Raw genomic sequence first — 19,036 nt, forward strand, 5'->3', positions numbered from 1 at the left:
GCACAAGCTGGGATGACGACTGAGCGAGACCAAACCATTCGCCAGGCTGCATAAGCCTGATCAAGGAACACCCATGTCCGAGCACATCCTCGACCCCGGCTTCGAACTCACTCTGCGCCCGATGCGCTACCCCGAGTTCTACGAGATGTATCGCAATGCGATCAAGAACACCTGGACGGTGGAGGAAGTGGATTTCTCGCTCGACGTCACCGACCTCAAGGCGAAGATGACCGAGGCGGATCGGCACCTGATCCATCGCCTGGTCGCCTTCTTCGCCACCGGCGACACCATCGTGGCAAACAACCTGGTGCTGAACCTGTACCAGCACATCAATGCGCCGGAAGCGCGCATGTACCTTTCGCGCCAGCTGTTCGAGGAAGCTCTGCACGTGCAGTTCTACCTCACCCTGCTGGATACCTATATTCCCGACCCCAACGAACGCAACAAAGCTTTCGCGGCGATCGAGAACATTCCGTCCATCCGGCAGAAAGGCGCGTTTTGCTTCAAGTGGATCGACTCGATCCAGAACCTGCGGAAGCTGGAAACGCGCGGGCAGCGCCGGCAATTCCTGCTCAACCTGATCTGCTTCGCCGCCTGCATCGAGGGCCTGTTCTTCTTTGCCGCCTTCGCCTACGTGTACTTCCTGCGCTCGCGCGGTCTGCTGCACGGCCTGGCCTCGGGCACCAACTGGGTGTTCCGTGACGAATCCGGCCACATGGCCTTTGCCTTCGCGGTGGTGCGCACCGTGCGCGCGCAGGAACCTGACCTGTTCGATGAGGACATGCGCGCGCAAGTGGAGGCCATGCTGGAAGAAGCGATCGCCTGCGAAACGCAATTTGCCGAAGACGTGCTTTCCGGCGGTGTCGCCGGGCTGTCGGTCAAGGACATGCGCCAATACCTCGAATACTGCGCCGACCAGCGTCTTGCCCAGCTCGATCTGCCGAAGAAGTACGGCGCCAAGAACCCGTTCGATTTCATGGACCTGCAGGACGTCCAGGAAGTCACCAACTTCTTCGAGCGGCGTGTCTCGGCGTATCAGGTGGGCGTCGAAGGCGAAGTGGCTTTCGACATGGCGTTCTGACGCATAATCGTCGGCCATGGATTCGCCATCGATCATTCTTACCGACACCCCCACTACCGACGAGCTGGGAGCGATCCGCCGCCAGCTCGATCAATTCAACTTCGCCGCCTGCGGCATCAGCGACCAGCGTCCGCTGGCGTTGCTGGTGCGCGATCCCGCCACGGGTGACGTGGTGGGCGGGCTTAATGGCCGTACCTCGCGCGGCATGCTGTTCATCGACGTGTTCTTTCTGCCCGAGTCGATGCGCGGCACCGGCCTGGGCAGCAGACTGTTGCGCATGGCCGAGGAAGAAGGCCTACAACGTGGGTGCCGCTCCGGCCTGTTGTTCACCAATAATTTCCAGGCGCCCGATTTTTACCGGAAACACGGCTGGCGCGAGTTCGGTCGCTTTGCCACCGACCCGCCGGGCACCAGCCGGATCTATTTCAGCAAAGAGCTTGGCTGAGTGCAGGATGGGTCAACCTACGCCATCAGGCGCTTCTCGAATCGCCACACTTCCAGTTCGAACGGCCCGCTGGTCGTTTCCACCGCGGTAAGAAACCTGCCGGTGTTGTGCCAGCCATTCTTCGCATAAAACCGGGCCGCCCGATCATTGCCAATGGCGCAGGACAGCCATGCGGTCTGGACGCCCTTGGCGGCGAGCCTTGCTTCTGCGTCGACCATCAGGGCGTTCGCAACACCCGAGCCTCGCGCCTGGGCCGAGACGAACAACTGGTCAAGCTCGTCCTCTTTCAGCATGCAGAAGCCGAGCGGTGTGCCGACCGCGCCGATGACCCGCACTTCGGCAAGCCCGCGTAACAGCCTTTCCTCAAAACTTTCCCGCGTACGCAATCGAGCCAGTTCCACCGGCAGGATCGCGGCGTGCGCATCCTGCCAGCCGTCGAACCAGAGCTGCGCCAGCATGGCCGTTTCACTGATTTGCGCATTCCTTACTTGCATGTTTTTGCCGACCTTGTATGGGTTTGCGCAGAACGGCTCCCTCCCCTGCAAAAAGCAGGGGAGGGTTGGGGTGGGGTTGCACGAGCTCGCCGCATGGATGGCATCCAGGGCTAGGCACCTGGAACGATACTTTGCTGAAATGGGCCGCGGTTTACGTCCAGCTGTTGTCGTCGTCGTCCAAGCCGCTGCTATCAAAGTTCGCATCATCGAGATCGTTGGAGGCGAAATCCCGATCGCCGCCGCTCGGCAGGTTGTTGTTGTTGCCGTCGTCGAAGAAGTTGTTCTCGGTGACGTTCTCGATGATTTCCGGTTGGCCACCACCTAAACCACCGCCGAAGAGGCCGCCGCCGTGATGTCCGCCGAGCAGGTTTTCGATGCCGTCGAACAGGAACATGCCACCTGCTACACCGGCCGCAGTAGTAGCCGCATTGGCAAGGAAGCTGGAGCCACCGCCCTGCTGCGGGGCGGGAGCGGCCGGGGCACTGCTGCCAAATAAACGCTCACGCCAGGTAGGCGCCTGCGCAGGAGCGGCCTGCTGCTGCGGGGGCGGCGGATTCGCGCCCCACGCGGACTGCGGCTGCCCGCCGAGGAAGCTGCCGCCTCCTTGCTGCCCGGCCTGCTGCGCCTGCAATTGCGCAATTTGCGCCTTGGCCGCATCCAGCGCGTGCTGCTGCAACAGACAGCGCTGCACCAACAGGTAAACAGCGTCTGGCTGGCCGGCCAGGCGCTGGTGAATCAGCGCATCGGCCTGCGCGTCCTTGTTCACGCCGTTCACGGCGGCCAGGCGCTGGAGGAAATCGTCGAGGAGGGATTGTTCCTGGGGGGTCATGAGGTCACCGGGTTGCTAGTGCCGGCACGCTGCCGGCAAGGGTGGAAGTATGCGCGGGAAGTGTGACCTCAAGAGTGCCAGTCGTCCTAGCCCTTGCCGCCGGTTCACGAAAGCGTTGGGGTCGGCCTATTGACTACAGCTGTAGTCAAAGAGTAACTTGACTACACTTGTAGTCACGTACACAGGCTTGTCATGGCCAAAGCATCCATAGGAGACCAGGAGCTCGCGCTCCTGCATTACCTGGCTGAACACGAGAACGGCACAGTAGGCGAGGTCGCCGCCGATTTCGGCGAGGCGCGCGGCCTGGCCCGCTCCACCGTGCTGACCATGATGGAGCGCCTGCGCACCAAGGGCTACCTGAAGCGCCACCACGTTGCGGGCGTATACCGCTACAACACGGCAACCGGGCCGAACGAAGCGTTGAGCAACGCTGTGGGGCAGTTTGTAGAGAAAACCTTGTCGGGCTCGCTCTCGCCGTTCGTGGCCTGGATGTCGCAAAAAGGAGAAGTCAGCGACAACGAACTGGCCGAATTGGAAGCCCTGGTTTCGCAATTGCAGTCTCGGCGCAAGGAATCCTGACATGTCCAGCTTCACCACGCTCGCCGATAGTTTGCTTGCCCGCCTCGCCTGGAGCTCGGTGCAGGCTGCCTTGTTGATCGCTGTGCTGTGGCTGGTGATGCGCTCGTTGCCGCGGCTTTCGCCCGCCGTGCGCTGCACGCTTTGGTGGCTGGTCGGCGCCCAGCTCGTGCTAGGTGCCGTGGTCGGTACACCGGTGCAACTGCATTGGCTGAAAGCCCAGGCGCCCGTGCCTTCCCCATTGCTTGAGCAGGCGAGCATCCATACACATGTGCATGCCGGCACGGAAGTCTTGTTCGCCAAACCCCAAGCGATCATGCCTGCAGTGTCTGAACAGCTGCCCTGGTCATGGCCGCTTGCCGTGCTGTTCGCCTGGGCTTGCATCGTGCTGCTGCAGCTGTACATGGCGGCACGACAGGGGCTGGAAGGCCGCGCCCTGGTGCGTCAAGCAACGCCGGTGACTGACGCGGGCCTGCAAGCGGTGTGTGCCCGACAGGCACGCGTGCTGGGCCTGCGCCGGCTACCAGCATTGCGCATCTCGCACGCCATCGTTTCGCCGCAAGTGAGCGGACTGTGGCGCCCAGTGGTGCTGCTGCCCGCCGAACAAACGCTGTCCGCGGAGGAGCTGGCGATGGCGATGGCGCATGAACTGGCGCATGTCCGGCGCGGCGACTTGTGGCTGGGCTGGATACCGGCCATCGCGCAGCGCCTGTTCTTCTTCCATCCCCTGGTGCGCTGGGCCATGCGTGAATACGCGGTATACCGCGAAGCCGCGTGTGATGCGCAAGTACTGCAGCATCACGGCGCTGCACCGCGCAGCTACGGACATCTGCTGGTACGCCTTGGCGTGGTCGATCCTATGCACGCCAGCCTCGCCGGTGCGTCCTCCACCTTCCAGAACCTGAAGAGGCGATTGCTCATGTTGCAGCAAAGCGAAACGACGCCGCGCATGCGTAGCTGGCTGCTGGTCGCGGCGATCGCATTGTTCGGCGTGCTGCCCTATCGCATAACCACAGCCAGTGCGGGACAAACGGGCGCGGCGGCCATTGTCACGCCAGCTACCAGCGGCGTCGCCTACGTGCCTCCCGCACCGCCTCCTGCTCCACCAGCCGTACCTGCGCCACCGCCACCGCCGCCACCAGCGCCGCCCGCTCCGAGCTTCCATGCCCATCATGTGGATATCGACACGCAGCCCCATACGGATCGCGGCTTCGTCTTGCTCGATGGCGACACTGTGGTGGTCGATGGCAGCGACGCAGACCTCGCCCTGGCGCGGCGCCTGAGCAAAACGAATGGCTCGCTGCTATGGCTGCGCGAGAACGGCAAATCCTATGTGATCCGCAACGCCGACACGATTCGGCAAGCCAAGGACATCTACGCACAGAGCGCACAACTCGCTCAGGCTCAAGGCGAACTGGCGGGCAAACAAGGCGAGCTTGCCGGCCAGCAGGCGGCCCTGGCCGCGCGCCAGGGAGCGCTGGCATCGCGACAGTCCGAGATTGCAGGCCGCCGCGCCGCCATCCAGGCGCAACGCGAGGCATCACGCACAGCACCGGCATCGCCTGACAGCATCGGCAACGAGGCAAGCCTTGCAGGACAATTGCGTGGCATCGATGCCGAAGAGGCCGAGGTACAGCGCCAAAGCAAGGCCATCGACCAGGCCGCGGCAGCCTTGTCCAGGCAGGCAACCGATCTGTCCCGGCACGAAACGGCGATGTCGAGGCAACAACAGCTCAGTTCGCAACAGATGAACAAGCGGCTTGACGAAATGCTGCGCAGCGCGATCGCCAAGGGCTTGGCCAAGCCTGTGGATCAGTAACGGTTGGGGTGCGCAGGCACGCGCACCCGTCGTCCAGGCAGCACATCCAGCCATGCACGCACCGCCCTCCGACGTGGGCGGATGGCCTACTGCGCCCTACGTACAAGGAAAACCCACGATGCTCGGTTATTACTGCATGCTCGCGTTGTACAGCTTCAAACGCAGCAAAACCGTCACGGCCTTGATGACACTTGCCATCGGGCTCGGTATCGGCGCCAGCATGACCATGATCACCGTGCTGCACGTGATGTCCGGCGACCCGCTGCCTGGCCGCAGTGCGCATCTGTATGTGCCCGTGATCGATCCGCATCCGGTCAGCCCGGTCAAACCCAAGGACAACGTCGTGGACGGCGCCTTGACCTGGATTGATGCGATGTATCTGTTGCATACCACGCGCGCAGACCGGCAATCCGCGATGGCTGCCGGCTCTTTGCCGGTGCATCCGGCGCAAGGATCGCTGCGGCCGTTCTTCGAATCCGGGCACTACGTCACCGCCGATTTCTTTCCCATGTTCGGTACTCCGTTTCGCGCCGGGGGCGGATGGAGCGCACGGGAAGACGAAAACCATGCGCGCGTGGCGGTACTCAATGCCGGTTTGAATCGCAAGCTGTTCGGCAATGCGTCAGGCATCGGCCGTACGGTGCGCCTGAAGAACACCGACTTCCGCGTGATTGGCGTGCTGGACGACTGGCAACCGCAACCCACCTTCTATGCGCAGATCGACAATGCCGCTTTCGGCAGCACCGACCAGTTCTTCATACCGCTCAAGACGGCGCAGGAACTCAACTTCGGCATCGCCGGCCGCATGCAGTGCTGGGGCAACGGCGGCGATGCGCGCCTGAGCGATCACTGTGCCTGGCTACAGTTCTGGGTGGAACTCGATAGCACGGCCAAAGCCCACGCATACCGTGACTTCCTCGCCGATTACTGGCGCGACCAACAAGCGCATGGCCGCTTTCCGCGACCCGTGAACGCGCAACTCTATGGCTTGATCGACTGGCTCGGCAACCAGCACGTAGTGCCCGGCGATCTGCGCCTGCAACTGTGGCTGGCGGTGGGCTTTCTGGGCGTATGCATGCTCAACATCGTCGGCTTGTTGCTGGCCAAGTTCCTGCGCCGCAGCGGCGAGATCAGTGTGCGACGCGCGCTGGGGGCGCGGCGACGCGACGTATTTCTGCAATTGGGCGTCGAAGCCGGCATGGTCGGTCTGGTCGGCGGTGCGCTCGGCCTGTGCCTGGCCGAGATGGGCCTTTGGAGCGTGCGCCGACAGCCCGACGGCTACGCCCATCTGGCGCAAATGGATACCGCCATGCTGCTTGGCACATTTGCGCTCGCCATCGCGGCGGGACTCAGTGCCGGGCTAATACCGGCCTGGCGTGCCTGCCATGTCGCACCCGCCCTGCAACTCAAGACCCAGTGAGGCATACATGTCACTACCGCCGATCATCGCCAGCCTTACCCGCCACAAGCTCACCGCCCTGTTACTGGTGCTGCAGGTCGGGCTGACCTGCGCCATCGTGTGCAACGTCGCCTTCATGATCGTCGACCGCGTGCAGCAATTGCGTCAACCCAGCGGCGTCGCAGAGAGCGAACTGGCGATGATCGAGAGCACCGACCTGGACCAGGACGCGCAACCGTTGGTTCGCCACCAAATCGACTTGGCGGCCCTGCGTACCATTCCAGGAGTGCAATCGGCAGTAGCGGCCGATGCGCTGCCGTTCAATCATCACGATTGGAGCAATGGCATAACCCTCGCACCGGACGGCCCGGCCCGCGCCACTGCCACGGTGTTCGACGGCACCGCGGGTGAACTGGCCGTGCTCGGCCTGCATCTGGTCGAAGGACGTGATTTCCTGCCCGACGAATACGTGCCGATGGGCAGCGCGCATGACTGGAACGGCATCGACCAGGTACCCGCCACCATCGTCACGCGCGCGTTGGCCGAAAAGCTGTTTCCGGGCCAGGATCCGCTTGGGAAGAACATCTATCCGGGGGACAATCCGATCCGCATCGTTGGCGTGGTCGATCACCTGCTACGTCCACAGGCACACGAAAGCGCCGACAACGAGTACGCCACCGTGCTTCCGCTACTACCGGATGCCAACGATGTGACCTACGTGCTGCGCACCGCGCCCCGGGACCGCGAACGCGTCCTGAAGCAAGCCACTGCGGTGCTCGAGCATCTGCACGCCAATCGCATCCTCAGGTACGCGCAGACCTTCGAGCAACTGCGCGCCGATTTCTTCCATCGCAACCGCACCATGATCGGCCTGCTCGTTGCCGCGGCTGCGGGTTTGCTGATTGTCACGGCGCTGGGCATTGCAGGCCTGGCCAGTTTCTGGGTGCAGCAGCGCCGGCATTCCATCGGCATTCGCCGTGCCGTGGGCGCAACACGCCGAGACGTCCTGCGTTACTTTCAATTTGAAAACTTCCTGATCGTGGGGACCGGCGTCATCTTGGGGGCCATGCTCGCCTATGGCTTGAACTTGCTGTTGATGTGGCACTACGAACAGCCCCGCTTGCCCATGCCTTATGTGGCGATGGGCGCCACGGCGCTTTGGCTGCTCGGCCAGCTGGCGGTGCTCGGCCCCGCATTGCGTGCTGCTTCCGTACCGCCGGTGGTGGCGACACGCGCCGCGTAGGTAGGGATGCCATTTGTAGGCTGGGTTGCTAAACCCAGCATAGCCATGCGCGTAAGTCACGCAATGCTGGGATTATCATCCCAGCCTACGAACTGATCTGCTGCAATGCCGCCATTACCTGCGCATCGGCCTGCGTCGGCGACCATGCGGCTATCTGTGCCAGCGTATACGTATGGCGCAGGTAGCGAATCAATTGCAAGCCTAGCCAGTAGCCGCTGCGATTGGGCAGGCCTTGTTGGTAGGGCTTGGGTGCGGCATTGAACCAGCGCTGGAAGCGGTCCGGATGCTCGGGATCGATCGCCTTGTTGCGCGCATCCGTCAGGAAGCGCCGGGCGATCTCTGGCAAACGGCTTGCAGGAATGGCTCCAAGCTCATCTTCCAGCAGCAGCTCGCCATCCGTATGTCCCGGCGCAAGTTCGCCACTCACATAGGTGGCCAGGCCTTCCTCGAATAGCGGCACGGTAAGCGGTACATCCGGCATCACGCCATCGTTGCGAATGCCGGCGTGCTGAGCGTGGTAGAGATGGAACAGCTCGTGCGGCACTACGATATCGAGCTGGGCGTGCTCCAGCAGCAAGGAATCGGCGGCGAATACCAGTATCGGCTTGCCATTGCCGAGCACACCGCTCTTGGCGTCGAAGTTGGGCGCAAGCAGGATCGCGACGGGCGGGTGCGCATCGGCATCGGGAAACAGTGCCTTGAAGCGTAGCGACTGCTTTGCTAGCGCATCCTGCAAGGCGCGTACTTCGACAGGAATGTCAGCCGCCAGGGCAGGGTATTTCGCGAAGCGCGCCCGCAACCACATCTGCCGGCGCGCCTGCCAGTACGGATCGTGCTGTTTTTCCCACACTACCGTGTCGTAGACGTCGCGACGCAATGCTTCGATGTCGCGATTCCATGCGTGCTCCTGCTGCTGGAAGGGCTTTCCCGCCGCGGCGGACCAGAACTCGGCAAACGACTGGCCGATCGGGGGTGTTTCCGCCGCGGACGCAGGCAAGGTGCATGCGAGCAGCAGCGCGAGGTACACGGTCTTGCTGCTGATCGCCTTCATCACATCACCGCCACGGCCAGGGCTTGAGCGCATAGTCCTTCGGCGGCGTATCGCCAGCGAGGTATTGCACGAAGTAATCCCAGCGGCGACGCGTCACGTATGGCGTGTCAGCAGCGTAACCGTGATGCTGGTTGGGCAGGATCAGCAGGTCGAAATCCTTGTTCGCCTTGATCAGCGCATCCACCACCAGCAGCGTACTGTACGGCGGCACATTGTCGTCGATCGAGCCGTGCGCCAGCATCAGCTTGCCCTTGAGGTTCTTGGCGATCAGCTGGTTGGCCTGGTTGTCGTAATTGGTGCTGCCGTCCTTGTTGGTGACCAACAAGCCCTGCCACTTCTCGTCCCAATCGTCCTCGTATTCGCGGTTGTCGTGGTTGCCGCTTTCGGCCCAACCCACCTTGAAGAAATCCGGATAGCGGAACATGGCATCAGCGGTGGTATTGCCGCCGCCGGAATGGCCCCACATGCCGACGCGATCCAGATCGATCCATGGATAGCGCTGGCCGAGCTGCTTGATCGCCGTAACCTGGTCGGGCAGCGTATTGTCGCCCGTCTGGCCATACCATGCGTCGTGGAACGCCTTGGAACGCCATGGCGTACCCATGCCATCGAGCGCCACCACAACGAAGCCCAGTTCGGCCAAGGCCTGATGGTCGCCCTCCGCCGGTGCGAAGCCGAAGGTACGCACCGAGCCGGTCTGCGGACCCGGGTAGACATAGTCGACGATGGGATATTTCCGGCCTGAATCAAAATGCGTGGGCTTGAACAGCAGACCGTACAGATCGGTCTTGCCGTCACGCGCCTTCACCACGATCTGCTCCGGTGGCTGCCAACCGGTGGCAAGCAGGCGCTTGATATCGGCCTTGGCTACGGTTGCCATGGTGTGGCCGTCATTGGCGTCGCGCAGCACCGTGATGGGCGCATTCGTCGTGGTGGAATAACTGTCGACGAAGTACTTGCCGTCCTCCGACAGGGTGATGGTGTGATCGGCCGGCTCCGGCGTGAGCAGCACCGGCTCGCCGCCGTCCAGGCTCACCTTCCAGAACTGCTGGTAATACGGGTTGACGCCGGGAGTACGGCCTACGCCACGGAACCATACGGTGCGCGTCTTCGCATCCACCTTCAGCACTTCGGTGACATTGCCTTCGCCGGTGGTGATGGCGTGCTTGGGCTGGCCATTGCCGAGGTCATAGAGATACAAATTGCCCCAATCGTTGCGTTCGCTGAACCAGATCGCCTCATTCGCCTCCGGCAAGTAACGCCAGTTCACCGCGCCGTTGCCGCTTTCGTAGTAGGTGGCAACGTCTTCGTTGAAGACCGTACGCACTTCTCCGGACTTCGCATCGGCGACACGGAAGGTCTCGTGCTTGTGGTCGCGCGAGGTGGAAACGAACGCGAGCGTCTTGCCGTCCGGTGCCCATTTCACGTCGTCCCAACCACCGTCCTCACCGCAGCTTACGTCATCGCACAAGCTGGAACGGTGCTGGTCCGGCTGCATCTTCAGGCGCACCACCTTGTGCGCGGGCACATCGATGATCACGCGCTCGATCATGGTGACGTGCTCATCGCCGGCCAGCGGATATTTCCACGACTGCAGCTCGGGATGGCCGAGCTTGGTGGTGACCAGGTACATGTCGCCGGTCTTGCGCTGGTCCTGCTGGAAGGTCGCGATCTGCTTGGAATCCTGCGACCATGCGAGGATCGCGTTATCGGTGTGCTTCCAGCCGGCGTTGTCGGTGGCGTAACCGAAATTCTCCACGCCATCGGTGGTGAGCTGGGTTTCCTTGCCGCTGGCAACGTCGCGCACCCACAGATTCCAGTTGCGGATGAAGGCTTCCTGCTTGCGGTCGGGCGACAGCACGCCAGGTTCCTTGTCGCTCTTCACCAGCGTGCTCTTGTCCACGCACTCGCCGGCCGCATGCAGATTGCAGAGGTAATGCTTGCCGCCGACTTCGATGTCGTCGCGTCCGTCGGTCGCGACGCGGTAATCGGTGATGCCCAGCTTGTCCGCCTTGATGTCCTTCTTGCCGGCCTTGGCCAGTGCCGCGGCAAGCTTCGCCTGGTCGAGCAGCGGCGCAGCCTGGCCGTTGGTGGCATCCATGCGCAGGTAATGGTCCCCGCTGGCATCATGATCGACGTACCAGAAATGCGTGCCGTCCAGCCAGTGCACGCTGCGCACCATGTGGTCGATCAGCGGCGCGGTGTTGTACGCCATGTAGCGCTCAGCTTGTGCGTAATCCTGCGCGGTGAGCGCCTGACCCGCGGCTATTGCACTGCTTGCCATCCCCATGGCCAGCAGCCCACAGACCAGTGCGCCGTGCAGGCGCGACGTGCCGATTCTCGAACGCATGTTTGCTCCCATCGAAAAACGAATGGCCGCGCGAGCGGCCTCCCCCCATCTTGTCACGACCCTTGATCGTAATGGTTGCGACGGAGCGTCACCCCTGCCAAAGGTCCTCAAGGATGGTCTGAATAAATCAGAGCTTGCTTAGGACAGCTTGCCCATTTGTGCGTGCGCAGCACAAAAACATACGGGTGTGTATCCTGCACGGTACCGGGCCATGGATTCGGAGCAATAACATGTCGCAGCGCTACACCCTCATCGGCAATTACATTTCACCCTATGTGCGCAAGGTGCTGGTGTGCCTGGACCTGAAGGGCCTGGATTACGAGATCGATCCCATTTCGGCCTTCAGCGGCAACGAGAACTTCAGCCGCCTCAGCCCCCTGCGGCGCATTCCGGTGCTGATCGACGGCGAGCTGGCGCTGAATGATTCCTCGGTGATCTGCCAGTATCTGGAAGACAAGCAACCGCAGCCTTCGCTCTATCCGAGCGACATCGGCCATCGCGCCAAAGCGCGCTGGCTGGAGGAATATGCCGATACGTACCTGGCGGACGTGCTGATCTGGCGATTGTTCTATCAGCTGACGATACGCAAATACCTGTTCCAGGAACCCACCGACGAGGCCATCGTGCAACGTGCGCGCGAAGTGGAAATTCCGGCGGCGCTCGATTACCTGGAAACGCAGCTGCCGCAGGAAGGCTTTATTTTCGGCGAGCTGTCCATCGCCGACATCAGCATCGCCTGTTACTTTCGCACGGCTTCGTTCGTGCGCTATGCGGTGGATGCGGAGCGCTGGCCGCGCACCGCCGCGTTCGTGCAGAGGATGCTGGCGCTCCCGCCCTTCCAGAAGCTGGCGCGGCTGGAGGAAAGCATCTTGAAGATACCCTTGGCAGAGCAGCGCAATGCATTGGCCGCGGCGGGTGCGCCGCTTACGCACGAAACTATGGGTACCTGCGCACCGCGGCGCGGGCTACCACGGGGCTAAACTTTCGCGCTTGGCGTGGAACGGCAATCGTAGGCTGGGTTGTGAAACCCAGCATCGTGCGAGTTGCGAACATGGCAATGCTGGGTTTGGCAACCCAGCCTACAGTTGCTTGCCGATCACTTCGATCAGCCAATCCACGAACACCCGCAAGCGCGCCGGCATCTGCCGATGCGGCGGATACAGCACCGATACCGGCAGGGACGGCGGCGGTGAAGAGGGCAGGACTTCCTTGAGCTGGCCGCTCGCCAGCGCATCCGCCGCGCGATAGCGCGGGAACTGCGCAATGCCCAGCCCGGCCTCGCAGCAGCCCATGTAGGCTTCGACGCCGCTGACGGTCACGCGTCCGGGCAGCATAACTTCGCGCCGCTTGCGTCCCAGCATGAACTCCAGCGGCTCCACGCGGTGGGTAGTGGGCGACGCCCAGTTCACGGCGTAGTGCCCTTTGGTCAGATCCGCAAGCGTGCGCGGCATGCCGTGCCGACGCAAGTAAGCTGCACTAGCCAGGCTGGCCTGCTCCAGGCGTCCGACATGGCGTCCGACCAGGCTGGAATCGGGCAGCTGGCCCACGCGCAACACGCAGTCCACGCCTTCACGCAGCAGATCCACCATGCCGTCGTTGGTGCTGATGTCCAGTTCGATCAGCGGATAGCGCGCGAAGAAGGCGGGCAGCGTCGGAGTCAGCCACAAGCGCGCCATCTGCGTAGGCAGATCGATGCGCAATCGGCCGCGTGGTTGCTCCGATGCCTGGCGGAAATCGGTCTCCACCGCATCCACATCGGCAAGCAGGCGTACGCAATGGCTGTAATACGCCTCGCCCTCGCGCGTAGCTCGAACGCGGCGCGTGGTCCGCTGCAACAGCTGCGCACCGAGCCTGGCTTCCAGGCGCTTGATGGTGTGCGTAACGGTGGCGCGCGGCAGGTTCAGGTGATCGGCGGCAGCCGTAAAGCTGCCCAGCTCCACGATCCGCGTAAACAGGCGCATGGCGTCGAGGCGATCCATGGATTGTTGATCCTGATGAAATAGTGAAGGCCATTATTGAGCATTTATCGTAGGGCCGCAGTGGCCGATGATGCGCGTGCTCCCCAACCGCCCTACCCCATGAGGCTTTCATCATGCAGACACGCACACTCGGCACGCACGGTCCCCAGGTTTCCGCCATCGGCCTCGGCTGCATGGGCATGAGCGAGTTCTACGGCGCGCACGACGACGCCGAATCCATCGCCACGATCCATCATGCGCTGGACCACGGCATGAACCTGCTGGACACCGCCGACGTATACGGCCCTCACACCAATGAGGAACTGGTCGGCAAAGCGATCAAGGGTCGCCGTGAACAGGTGTTCCTGGCCACCAAGTTCGGCATCGTGCGCGATCCCGCCAACCCTGCGGCGCGCGGCGTCAACGGTCGCCCGGATTACGTGCGTGCCAGCTGCGACAACAGCCTGAAGCGCCTGGGCGTGGACCACATCGACCTGTATTACCAGCATCGCGTGGATCCCGGCGTGCCGATCGAGGAGACCGTCGGCGCGATGGCCGAGCTGGTGAAGGCCGGCAAGGTGCGCTATCTGGGCTTGTCGGAAGCTGCGCCGCAAACCATCGAGCGCGCCGCCAAGGTGCACGCCATCACTGCGCTGCAGAACGAACTTTCCCTGTGGACGCGCGACGTGGAAGAAAACGGCACGCTGGCGACGTGCCGCAAGCTGGGCATCACGCTGGTCGCGTACTCGCCACTGGGCCGCGGCTTTCTTACCGGAGCGATTACCAGTCCCGACGATTTTGAAGCCGACGATTTCCGCCGCAACAACCCGCGTTTCCAGGGCGAAAACTTCACGCGCAACCTGCAACTGGTGAAGCAGGTGGAAGCATTGGCGGCAGAAAAGGGCTGTACGCCGGCCCAACTCGCCCTGGCCTGGGTGATCGCACAAGGCCGGGATATCGTGCCGATTCCGGGTACTCGCCGCCGTTCGCGCCTGGACGAAAACATCGGCGCACTCGATGTACAGCTGAGCAAGGAAGAGCTGGAATCGATCGAGCGCATCTTCCCGCCGCAAGCCATAGCGGGCGCACGCTACGCTGCTGCAGCCATGACGCACATCGGTCGGTAAACCGCCAAGGAAGCGATCCAGCCCATCCAGTTGGAAGGCGTCTTCGCCATTCCGGGCCTTCCCATGAGGGTCCGGATTGGCAGCCTGCCGCTGGCTTCGGGATGGCGAGGAAGGCCCAAGGGTGCCCACACCCATTAGAATGGGCGGATGACCACCCCCGAACACTCCCCGCTCGGCAAGCACACCGTCTACGCCGACCGCTACGATCCCGCCCTGCTCTTCCCGATCCCCCGCCAGGTCAAGCGCGACGAAATCGGCGTGCGCGAGCCGCTGCCGTTCCAAGGCGTGGATATCTGGAATGCCTACGAGCTGTCCTGGCTGGACATGCACGGCAAGCCGGTGGCGGGCGTGGCGGAGTTCCAGGTGCCCGCGCATTCGCCGAATATCATCGAATCGAAGTCGTTCAAGTTGTACCTCAACGGCTTCGCGCAGGAGCCGCTGGCCAACGTGGCGGCGCTGAGCGCGTTGCTGCAGCAAGATCTCACTCGCGCTGCCGGCGCAGTGGTGACGGTGACGATCCGTCCGCCGCGTACCGCCCAGCATGCGTTCACCGATCTGGAGGGGGAGTCGATCGATGATCTTCCCGTAAGCATCGATCACTACGGCCCACCGCGACCTGAGTACCTGCATGCAGATAACAGTGCCGGCGTCGTAGAAGAAACGCTGGTTTCAGACTTGCTGCGTTCCAATTGCCCGGTGACCGGACAGCCTGATTGGGGCAGTGTGCAGATCGCTTACCGTGGCGCACCGATCGATCGCGAAGGTCTGTTGCGCTACCTGGTGTCGTTCCGCACTCATAGTGAATTCCATGAGCAATGCGTAGAGCGCATCTTCATCGACGTGATGAAGCACTGCGCGCCGGAGCGGCTCAGCGTGTACGCGCGCTACACCCGCCGCGGCGGACTGGATATCAATCCATTTCGCAGCACGGAGCGGGCCGCGCCAGACAATCTTCGAGGCGCTCGCCAATAGGATTGGGGGCGCGTTTCGCCCCCAATCCACAAAGCGTTCTATCCGTAGCTGGCGGGGCAGGACACAGCCATGCCCCTCCAGACATGCACCCTTAGAACGTATACCGCACCGTCACCATCGCCGACCAACGTGACACCACACGGCTGGGATCGTAGAAACCGCCGTCATAGGTCTGCAGCGGCTGCGGCTGGTAGTTGCCGTTCTTGTCGGTGGGCAGGCTGTAGAGGTACTGGCCCTGGGCATTCACGCCGGCATAGTTGACCAGCGTGCGCGTCGGATAAATACCCGTAGTGCTCTGCTGTCCCCACTTCGAATCCAAGAGATTGAGCACGTTGTAGACATCCAGGCGGATCTCACCCTTGTTGCCAGGGAAGAGGCCGGGAATCTCCTGCGCCACGCTCAGGTCCAGCTGATTGAACCACGCCGTACGGGTCGCATTGCGGCCAGCGATTTCGCCACGGTGATGGCTCAGGTAGTCATTCGAACCGAGGAAATTCTGGAACTGCTGGATTTGCTGCGCCGTGGTGCCCGGAGCGAACGCCACCTTCGGATCGTTCACCGCCGGGATGTACACCGGTTCGAAGCCGGCAATGGCCAGGCCTGGAGCATTGGTGCCGTTGGCGTCGTTGCCGAACGTCCAGGTGTAGGTATTGCCATCGCGGCCGGAGTAGAACAACGAGGCCTTGCTCTTGTAGTCGCCGAAGAAGGCGTGCTGCCAGTCCAGGGCGAGCTTCACGCTCTTGCCGGTCTCGTAGTTCGACGTCGCACTTTCCGGATCGTTCGGATTGACGCGGGCGATGCGCGAATAGCCGTTGATGGCGATGGTATCGGTGCCCGGGTCGACATCCTTGGCGCGGTTGTAGCTGAAGGACAAGCTGCCGGACAGGTCGGCATTGAACGGCTTGCTCAAGGCCAGCGTGATCGTATCGGACGATCCCTTGTTCGTATTCTTGAGCAAGGTGGATGCGGGACTGAAAGCGCGATTCTGGTTGGCCAGGGCATCGGCGGGTTTGCCCGCCTCACCCGGCGTACGCCAGTACTCCTGGCGGCCATCCGGCAACGTGCCGGTGGGCGCACCGAAATTCAGCACCTGGTACAAGATGCCGTCCTTCACCTGGATGTGCTCGTATTCGGCGCTGGCCATCAGGCCCCACCACGGCAATTCGCGATCCAGCGCCAGAGAGAACTTCCACGCGCTGGGCATCTTGAAGTTCGGATCGACCACGTCGACGGAACCTGCGCCGCCGCCGCGGGGAATGTTCTGCCCGAACGGATTGGGGCTGAACGGGGCCGCCCCCGGATTGAACGACTGATACTGCAACAGCGTCACGCCGTTGTTCTGGTACGGATTGGTCAGCCACACCACCGGTGGCGTGGTCTGGAACAAGCCGATGCCGCCACGCAACTGCGTGCGCAGTTCGCTATTGAACAGGTAGTTGAAGGACAGGCGCGGCTCGATCAAGGTGCTGCGGCTGTTGATGGTGCTGTTGTTCGCGTAGCCGAACGCCTGGCTGAAGGCGGGGTTGTACGCCGGCGTACCGGTGGCATGCGGAATATCCGCGCGCAAGCCGTATTGCACCGACAGCTGGTCGTTGACCTGCCAGGTGTCCTGCAGGAAGGGACTGAACTGGCCGTACGTCCAGCGTCCGGCGATATCGCCCAAGGCGTAGCCCGGCGCCGGATGGAACAAGGTGTACTGCTGGTAATTGCCCGCGGCGAAGTTGTTGAGACCCCAGAACGTGTACTGGCCGAATTCGGTGCGCCCGAACAGGTTGTCGATCTTCTCGCGGCGGTAATCGAACCCGCCCTTGAAAGTGTGGTCGCCCAGCACATACGTGCCGGCCCAGTACAGCAGCAGGGTCTTGGTGTTGATGTAGTTGTAGTGGCGGAACTGTTCTTCGCCCAGGTTGACCACCGGGCCACGGCCGTTGCTGGACAGGTTGACCGCCACTGCCGGCTGCTGCACAGGCGCAGTGGTTGCCTGCGTGAACTCCTGCGAAGCGATCTTCGTCTCGGTGGAGAAGTTCTCGCTCCAGTCATCGAAGAAGTGCAGCACGTAGTTGTCCGTGCTGATCGCCTTGGTATAGGTGTAGCTGCTCAAGCCCACGCTGTTGGGACCATTGCCGCCGACGGCCGGCTGGCTTTCGCGCGTGCGCTGGTAAACGAAGCTGACGCGATGGTCGTTGCTGATGTTCCAGTCGATCTTGCCCAGATAGCGCTTGTCGTCGTACGTCAAGCCGGTGCTGCCGCCGAAGTTGCCGGGCTTTAGCCCCAAGCGGTTCGCAATATCGATGACCTTCTGCAAATCGCCGGGCGAAACCTTGTTGCTGGTGGAGGCACCGTTGCCCAGGGTGGAGTCCAGGCCGTTGGCCGAGTCCGCGCCGATGCCGTTGGTGCGTTCGTGCTCGGCCGACACGAAGAAGAACAGCTTGTCCTTCACGATCGGGCCGCCGACGTTGAAGCCACCGGTCCAGTCATTGCTGTAGCCGTGATAGTGGTAGCCCGGGTCGTTGCTGGGCAGCCAGCCGGCGTCGCCGACCAGATGGTTGGCGTTGCGGTAGGAGTAGTACACCGAGCCATGAAACTGGTTGGTGCCGGACTTGGTCACCGCATTCACGTCCGCGCCCACGGTATCGGAACCGACGTCATAGTTGGCGGTGGCGATGTTGTATTCGGCGATCGCTTCGGGCGAGATCGGCGACTTCAGGTACGGCAGGCCGTTGGCGTTGAGGCCGAAGGGGTCGCCTTGCGGCACGCCGTCCACCGACAGCAGGTTGTAGCGGTTGTTCATGCCCGCGGCGGAGAACGAACCCACGCCCTGGTCCATGACGCTGATGCGCGGATCCAGGCGCACGATGTCGTCGATCGAGCGGTTGCCCTGCGGCTTCGCCTGCAATTCGGCTTGCGACAGATTGGTCGCCAGCCCTTTGTTCTCGCTGCTGAAGATCTGCGCCAGGACCGATGCCTTGACCGTCACTCCGGCCAGCGTAGCCGCCGTCTTGGCCTGCTCGGCCCCCATCACCAGGTTGATGGACGACGCCTGGCCCAGCTGCAGATAGACATCGTGCGCTTCGGCGGTCGTCGTACCCGACTTGGTAGCGGTGATCTCGAACGGGCCGCCCACGCGCAGCCCCTGCGCGGTATAGCGGCCATCCGTATCGGTCGTGACGTCCTTACGCGTGCCCGAGGGCTGGTGCAGGATGGTGACCGTCGCGCCGGACACCGGGTGACCGGCTCCATCCACCACGCGACCGGTCATGCCGGACGTAGTGATGTTCTGCGCAAGAACGGGTGAGCTCAGCAAAAGGCAGGCAATGGCCAGCGAAAGCCGCTTGTGTGTCGCCGTCGTCATGACATGTAAAACCCCAGTAGTTGATGGAATAGCCACAAAGCTCCTCTCCTTGTGAAAAGGCGTGGAAGGCGAAGCGCTTATCTGATGGCCCCTGCACCCGCGGCAGGTTGTGCTCGATGGGCAGCCGCAGGACCGCAAAATATTGCCGCAAGAAAATGACAATGTCGTGTGCCTGCCCGCGCGCCAGTCCGATGGGCTGCCCCTCCTCATTCATGCCGGCGCGCAGACCGGGCAGGCGGCACATCCATGCCGGCCTGACTGAGCCGGTCAGGTCCCCTCAGTGTGCAGGGGAGAGAACAGATCACGCGCCCTTGGTCCGACCGGTGCCTCGGCGGGCAGG

Annotated in this window: 15 protein-coding genes; 9 read left to right on the forward strand and 6 right to left on the reverse strand. The window is 62.6% G+C overall.

The annotated features are described in order from the left end of the window. Positions 1-73: 73 nt before the first annotated feature. Both EKH80_RS12630 and EKH80_RS12635 read left to right on the forward strand, forming a co-directional pair. A complete protein-coding gene (locus EKH80_RS12630; RefSeq protein WP_126685117.1) occupies positions 74-1,081 on the forward strand; it encodes a ribonucleotide-diphosphate reductase subunit beta in 1,008 nt (335 codons plus the stop codon). A 16-nt stretch (positions 1,082-1,097) separates the two neighbouring features. Continuing rightward, on the forward strand, positions 1,098-1,526 hold the full coding sequence (locus EKH80_RS12635) for a GNAT family N-acetyltransferase (RefSeq protein WP_126685118.1): 429 nt from the start codon (positions 1,098-1,100) through the stop codon (positions 1,524-1,526). A gap of 17 nt (positions 1,527-1,543) precedes the next feature. Here the strand turns inward: EKH80_RS12635 and EKH80_RS12640 are convergent, their stop codons facing one another. Together EKH80_RS12640 and EKH80_RS12645 are read right to left on the reverse strand one after the other, a co-directional pair. Continuing rightward, positions 1,544-2,020 (reverse strand): GNAT family N-acetyltransferase, encoded by a 477-nt coding sequence (locus EKH80_RS12640; protein ID WP_126685119.1) that lies wholly within the window; start codon positions 2,018-2,020, stop codon positions 1,544-1,546. 151 nt (positions 2,021-2,171) lie between these two features. Next, complete coding sequence (locus EKH80_RS12645) at positions 2,172-2,849, reverse strand: DUF2076 family protein (protein ID WP_126685120.1); 678 nt, start codon at positions 2,847-2,849, stop codon at positions 2,172-2,174. Between the two features lie 192 nt (positions 2,850-3,041). Between EKH80_RS12645 and EKH80_RS12650 the strand changes: the two genes are divergently transcribed. The 4 genes from EKH80_RS12650 (at position 3,042) to EKH80_RS12665 (ending at position 7,886) form a co-directional block, all read left to right on the forward strand. Then, entirely contained in the window at positions 3,042-3,428 is a 387-nt protein-coding gene (locus EKH80_RS12650) for a BlaI/MecI/CopY family transcriptional regulator (RefSeq protein WP_126685121.1), read from the forward strand. A 1-nt stretch (position 3,429) separates the two neighbouring features. Further along, positions 3,430-5,244 (forward strand): M56 family metallopeptidase, encoded by a 1,815-nt coding sequence (locus tag EKH80_RS12655; protein ID WP_126685122.1) that lies wholly within the window; start codon positions 3,430-3,432, stop codon positions 5,242-5,244. Positions 5,245-5,362: 118 nt separating this feature from the next. Beyond that, positions 5,363-6,664: an ABC transporter permease gene (locus EKH80_RS12660; protein WP_126685123.1), complete on the forward strand. Its 1,302-nt coding sequence runs from the start codon at positions 5,363-5,365 to the stop codon at positions 6,662-6,664. Positions 6,665-6,671: 7 nt separating this feature from the next. After that, positions 6,672-7,886: an ABC transporter permease gene (locus EKH80_RS12665; protein ID WP_126685124.1), complete on the forward strand. Its 1,215-nt coding sequence runs from the start codon at positions 6,672-6,674 to the stop codon at positions 7,884-7,886. A gap of 85 nt (positions 7,887-7,971) precedes the next feature. On the opposite strand, the gene EKH80_RS12670 is transcribed toward EKH80_RS12665, so the two are convergent. Together EKH80_RS12670 and EKH80_RS12675 are read right to left on the reverse strand one after the other, a co-directional pair. Beyond that, positions 7,972-8,970: a DUF2268 domain-containing putative Zn-dependent protease gene (locus EKH80_RS12670; RefSeq protein WP_126685125.1), complete on the reverse strand. Its 999-nt coding sequence runs from the start codon at positions 8,968-8,970 to the stop codon at positions 7,972-7,974. Continuing rightward, the gene (locus EKH80_RS12675) at positions 8,942-11,287 is read right to left on the reverse strand and encodes a S9 family peptidase (RefSeq protein ID WP_126685126.1); all 2,346 of its coding nucleotides are present in this window, start codon (positions 11,285-11,287) and stop codon (positions 8,942-8,944) included. The genes EKH80_RS12670 and EKH80_RS12675 overlap by 29 nt, the downstream gene beginning before the upstream one ends. A gap of 230 nt (positions 11,288-11,517) precedes the next feature. Here EKH80_RS12675 and EKH80_RS12680 point away from each other — a divergent pair, with 230 nt between their 5' ends. After that, positions 11,518-12,267, forward strand: a complete 750-nt coding sequence (locus tag EKH80_RS12680; protein ID WP_126685127.1) for a glutathione S-transferase family protein — start codon at positions 11,518-11,520, stop codon at positions 12,265-12,267. A gap of 99 nt (positions 12,268-12,366) precedes the next feature. On the opposite strand, the gene EKH80_RS12685 is transcribed toward EKH80_RS12680, so the two are convergent. Next, the gene (locus tag EKH80_RS12685; protein WP_126685128.1) at positions 12,367-13,266 is read right to left on the reverse strand and encodes a LysR family transcriptional regulator; all 900 of its coding nucleotides are present in this window, start codon (positions 13,264-13,266) and stop codon (positions 12,367-12,369) included. A gap of 113 nt (positions 13,267-13,379) precedes the next feature. Here EKH80_RS12685 and EKH80_RS12690 point away from each other — a divergent pair, with 113 nt between their 5' ends. Continuing rightward, on the forward strand, positions 13,380-14,372 hold the full coding sequence (locus tag EKH80_RS12690; protein WP_126685129.1) for an aldo/keto reductase: 993 nt from the start codon (positions 13,380-13,382) through the stop codon (positions 14,370-14,372). 147 nt (positions 14,373-14,519) lie between these two features. Further along, the gene (gene queF / locus EKH80_RS12695; RefSeq protein WP_126685130.1) at positions 14,520-15,344 is read left to right on the forward strand and encodes an NADPH-dependent 7-cyano-7-deazaguanine reductase QueF; all 825 of its coding nucleotides are present in this window, start codon (positions 14,520-14,522) and stop codon (positions 15,342-15,344) included. A 91-nt stretch (positions 15,345-15,435) separates the two neighbouring features. Here the strand turns inward: queF and EKH80_RS12700 are convergent, their stop codons facing one another. Continuing rightward, complete coding sequence (locus EKH80_RS12700; protein ID WP_126685131.1) at positions 15,436-18,696, reverse strand: TonB-dependent receptor; 3,261 nt, start codon at positions 18,694-18,696, stop codon at positions 15,436-15,438. Between the last annotated feature and the right edge of the window lie 340 nt (positions 18,697-19,036).

It is taken from the genome of Dyella choica (assembly GCF_003977665.1).
Lineage (GTDB): Bacteria > Pseudomonadota > Gammaproteobacteria > Xanthomonadales > Rhodanobacteraceae > Dyella_B > Dyella_B choica.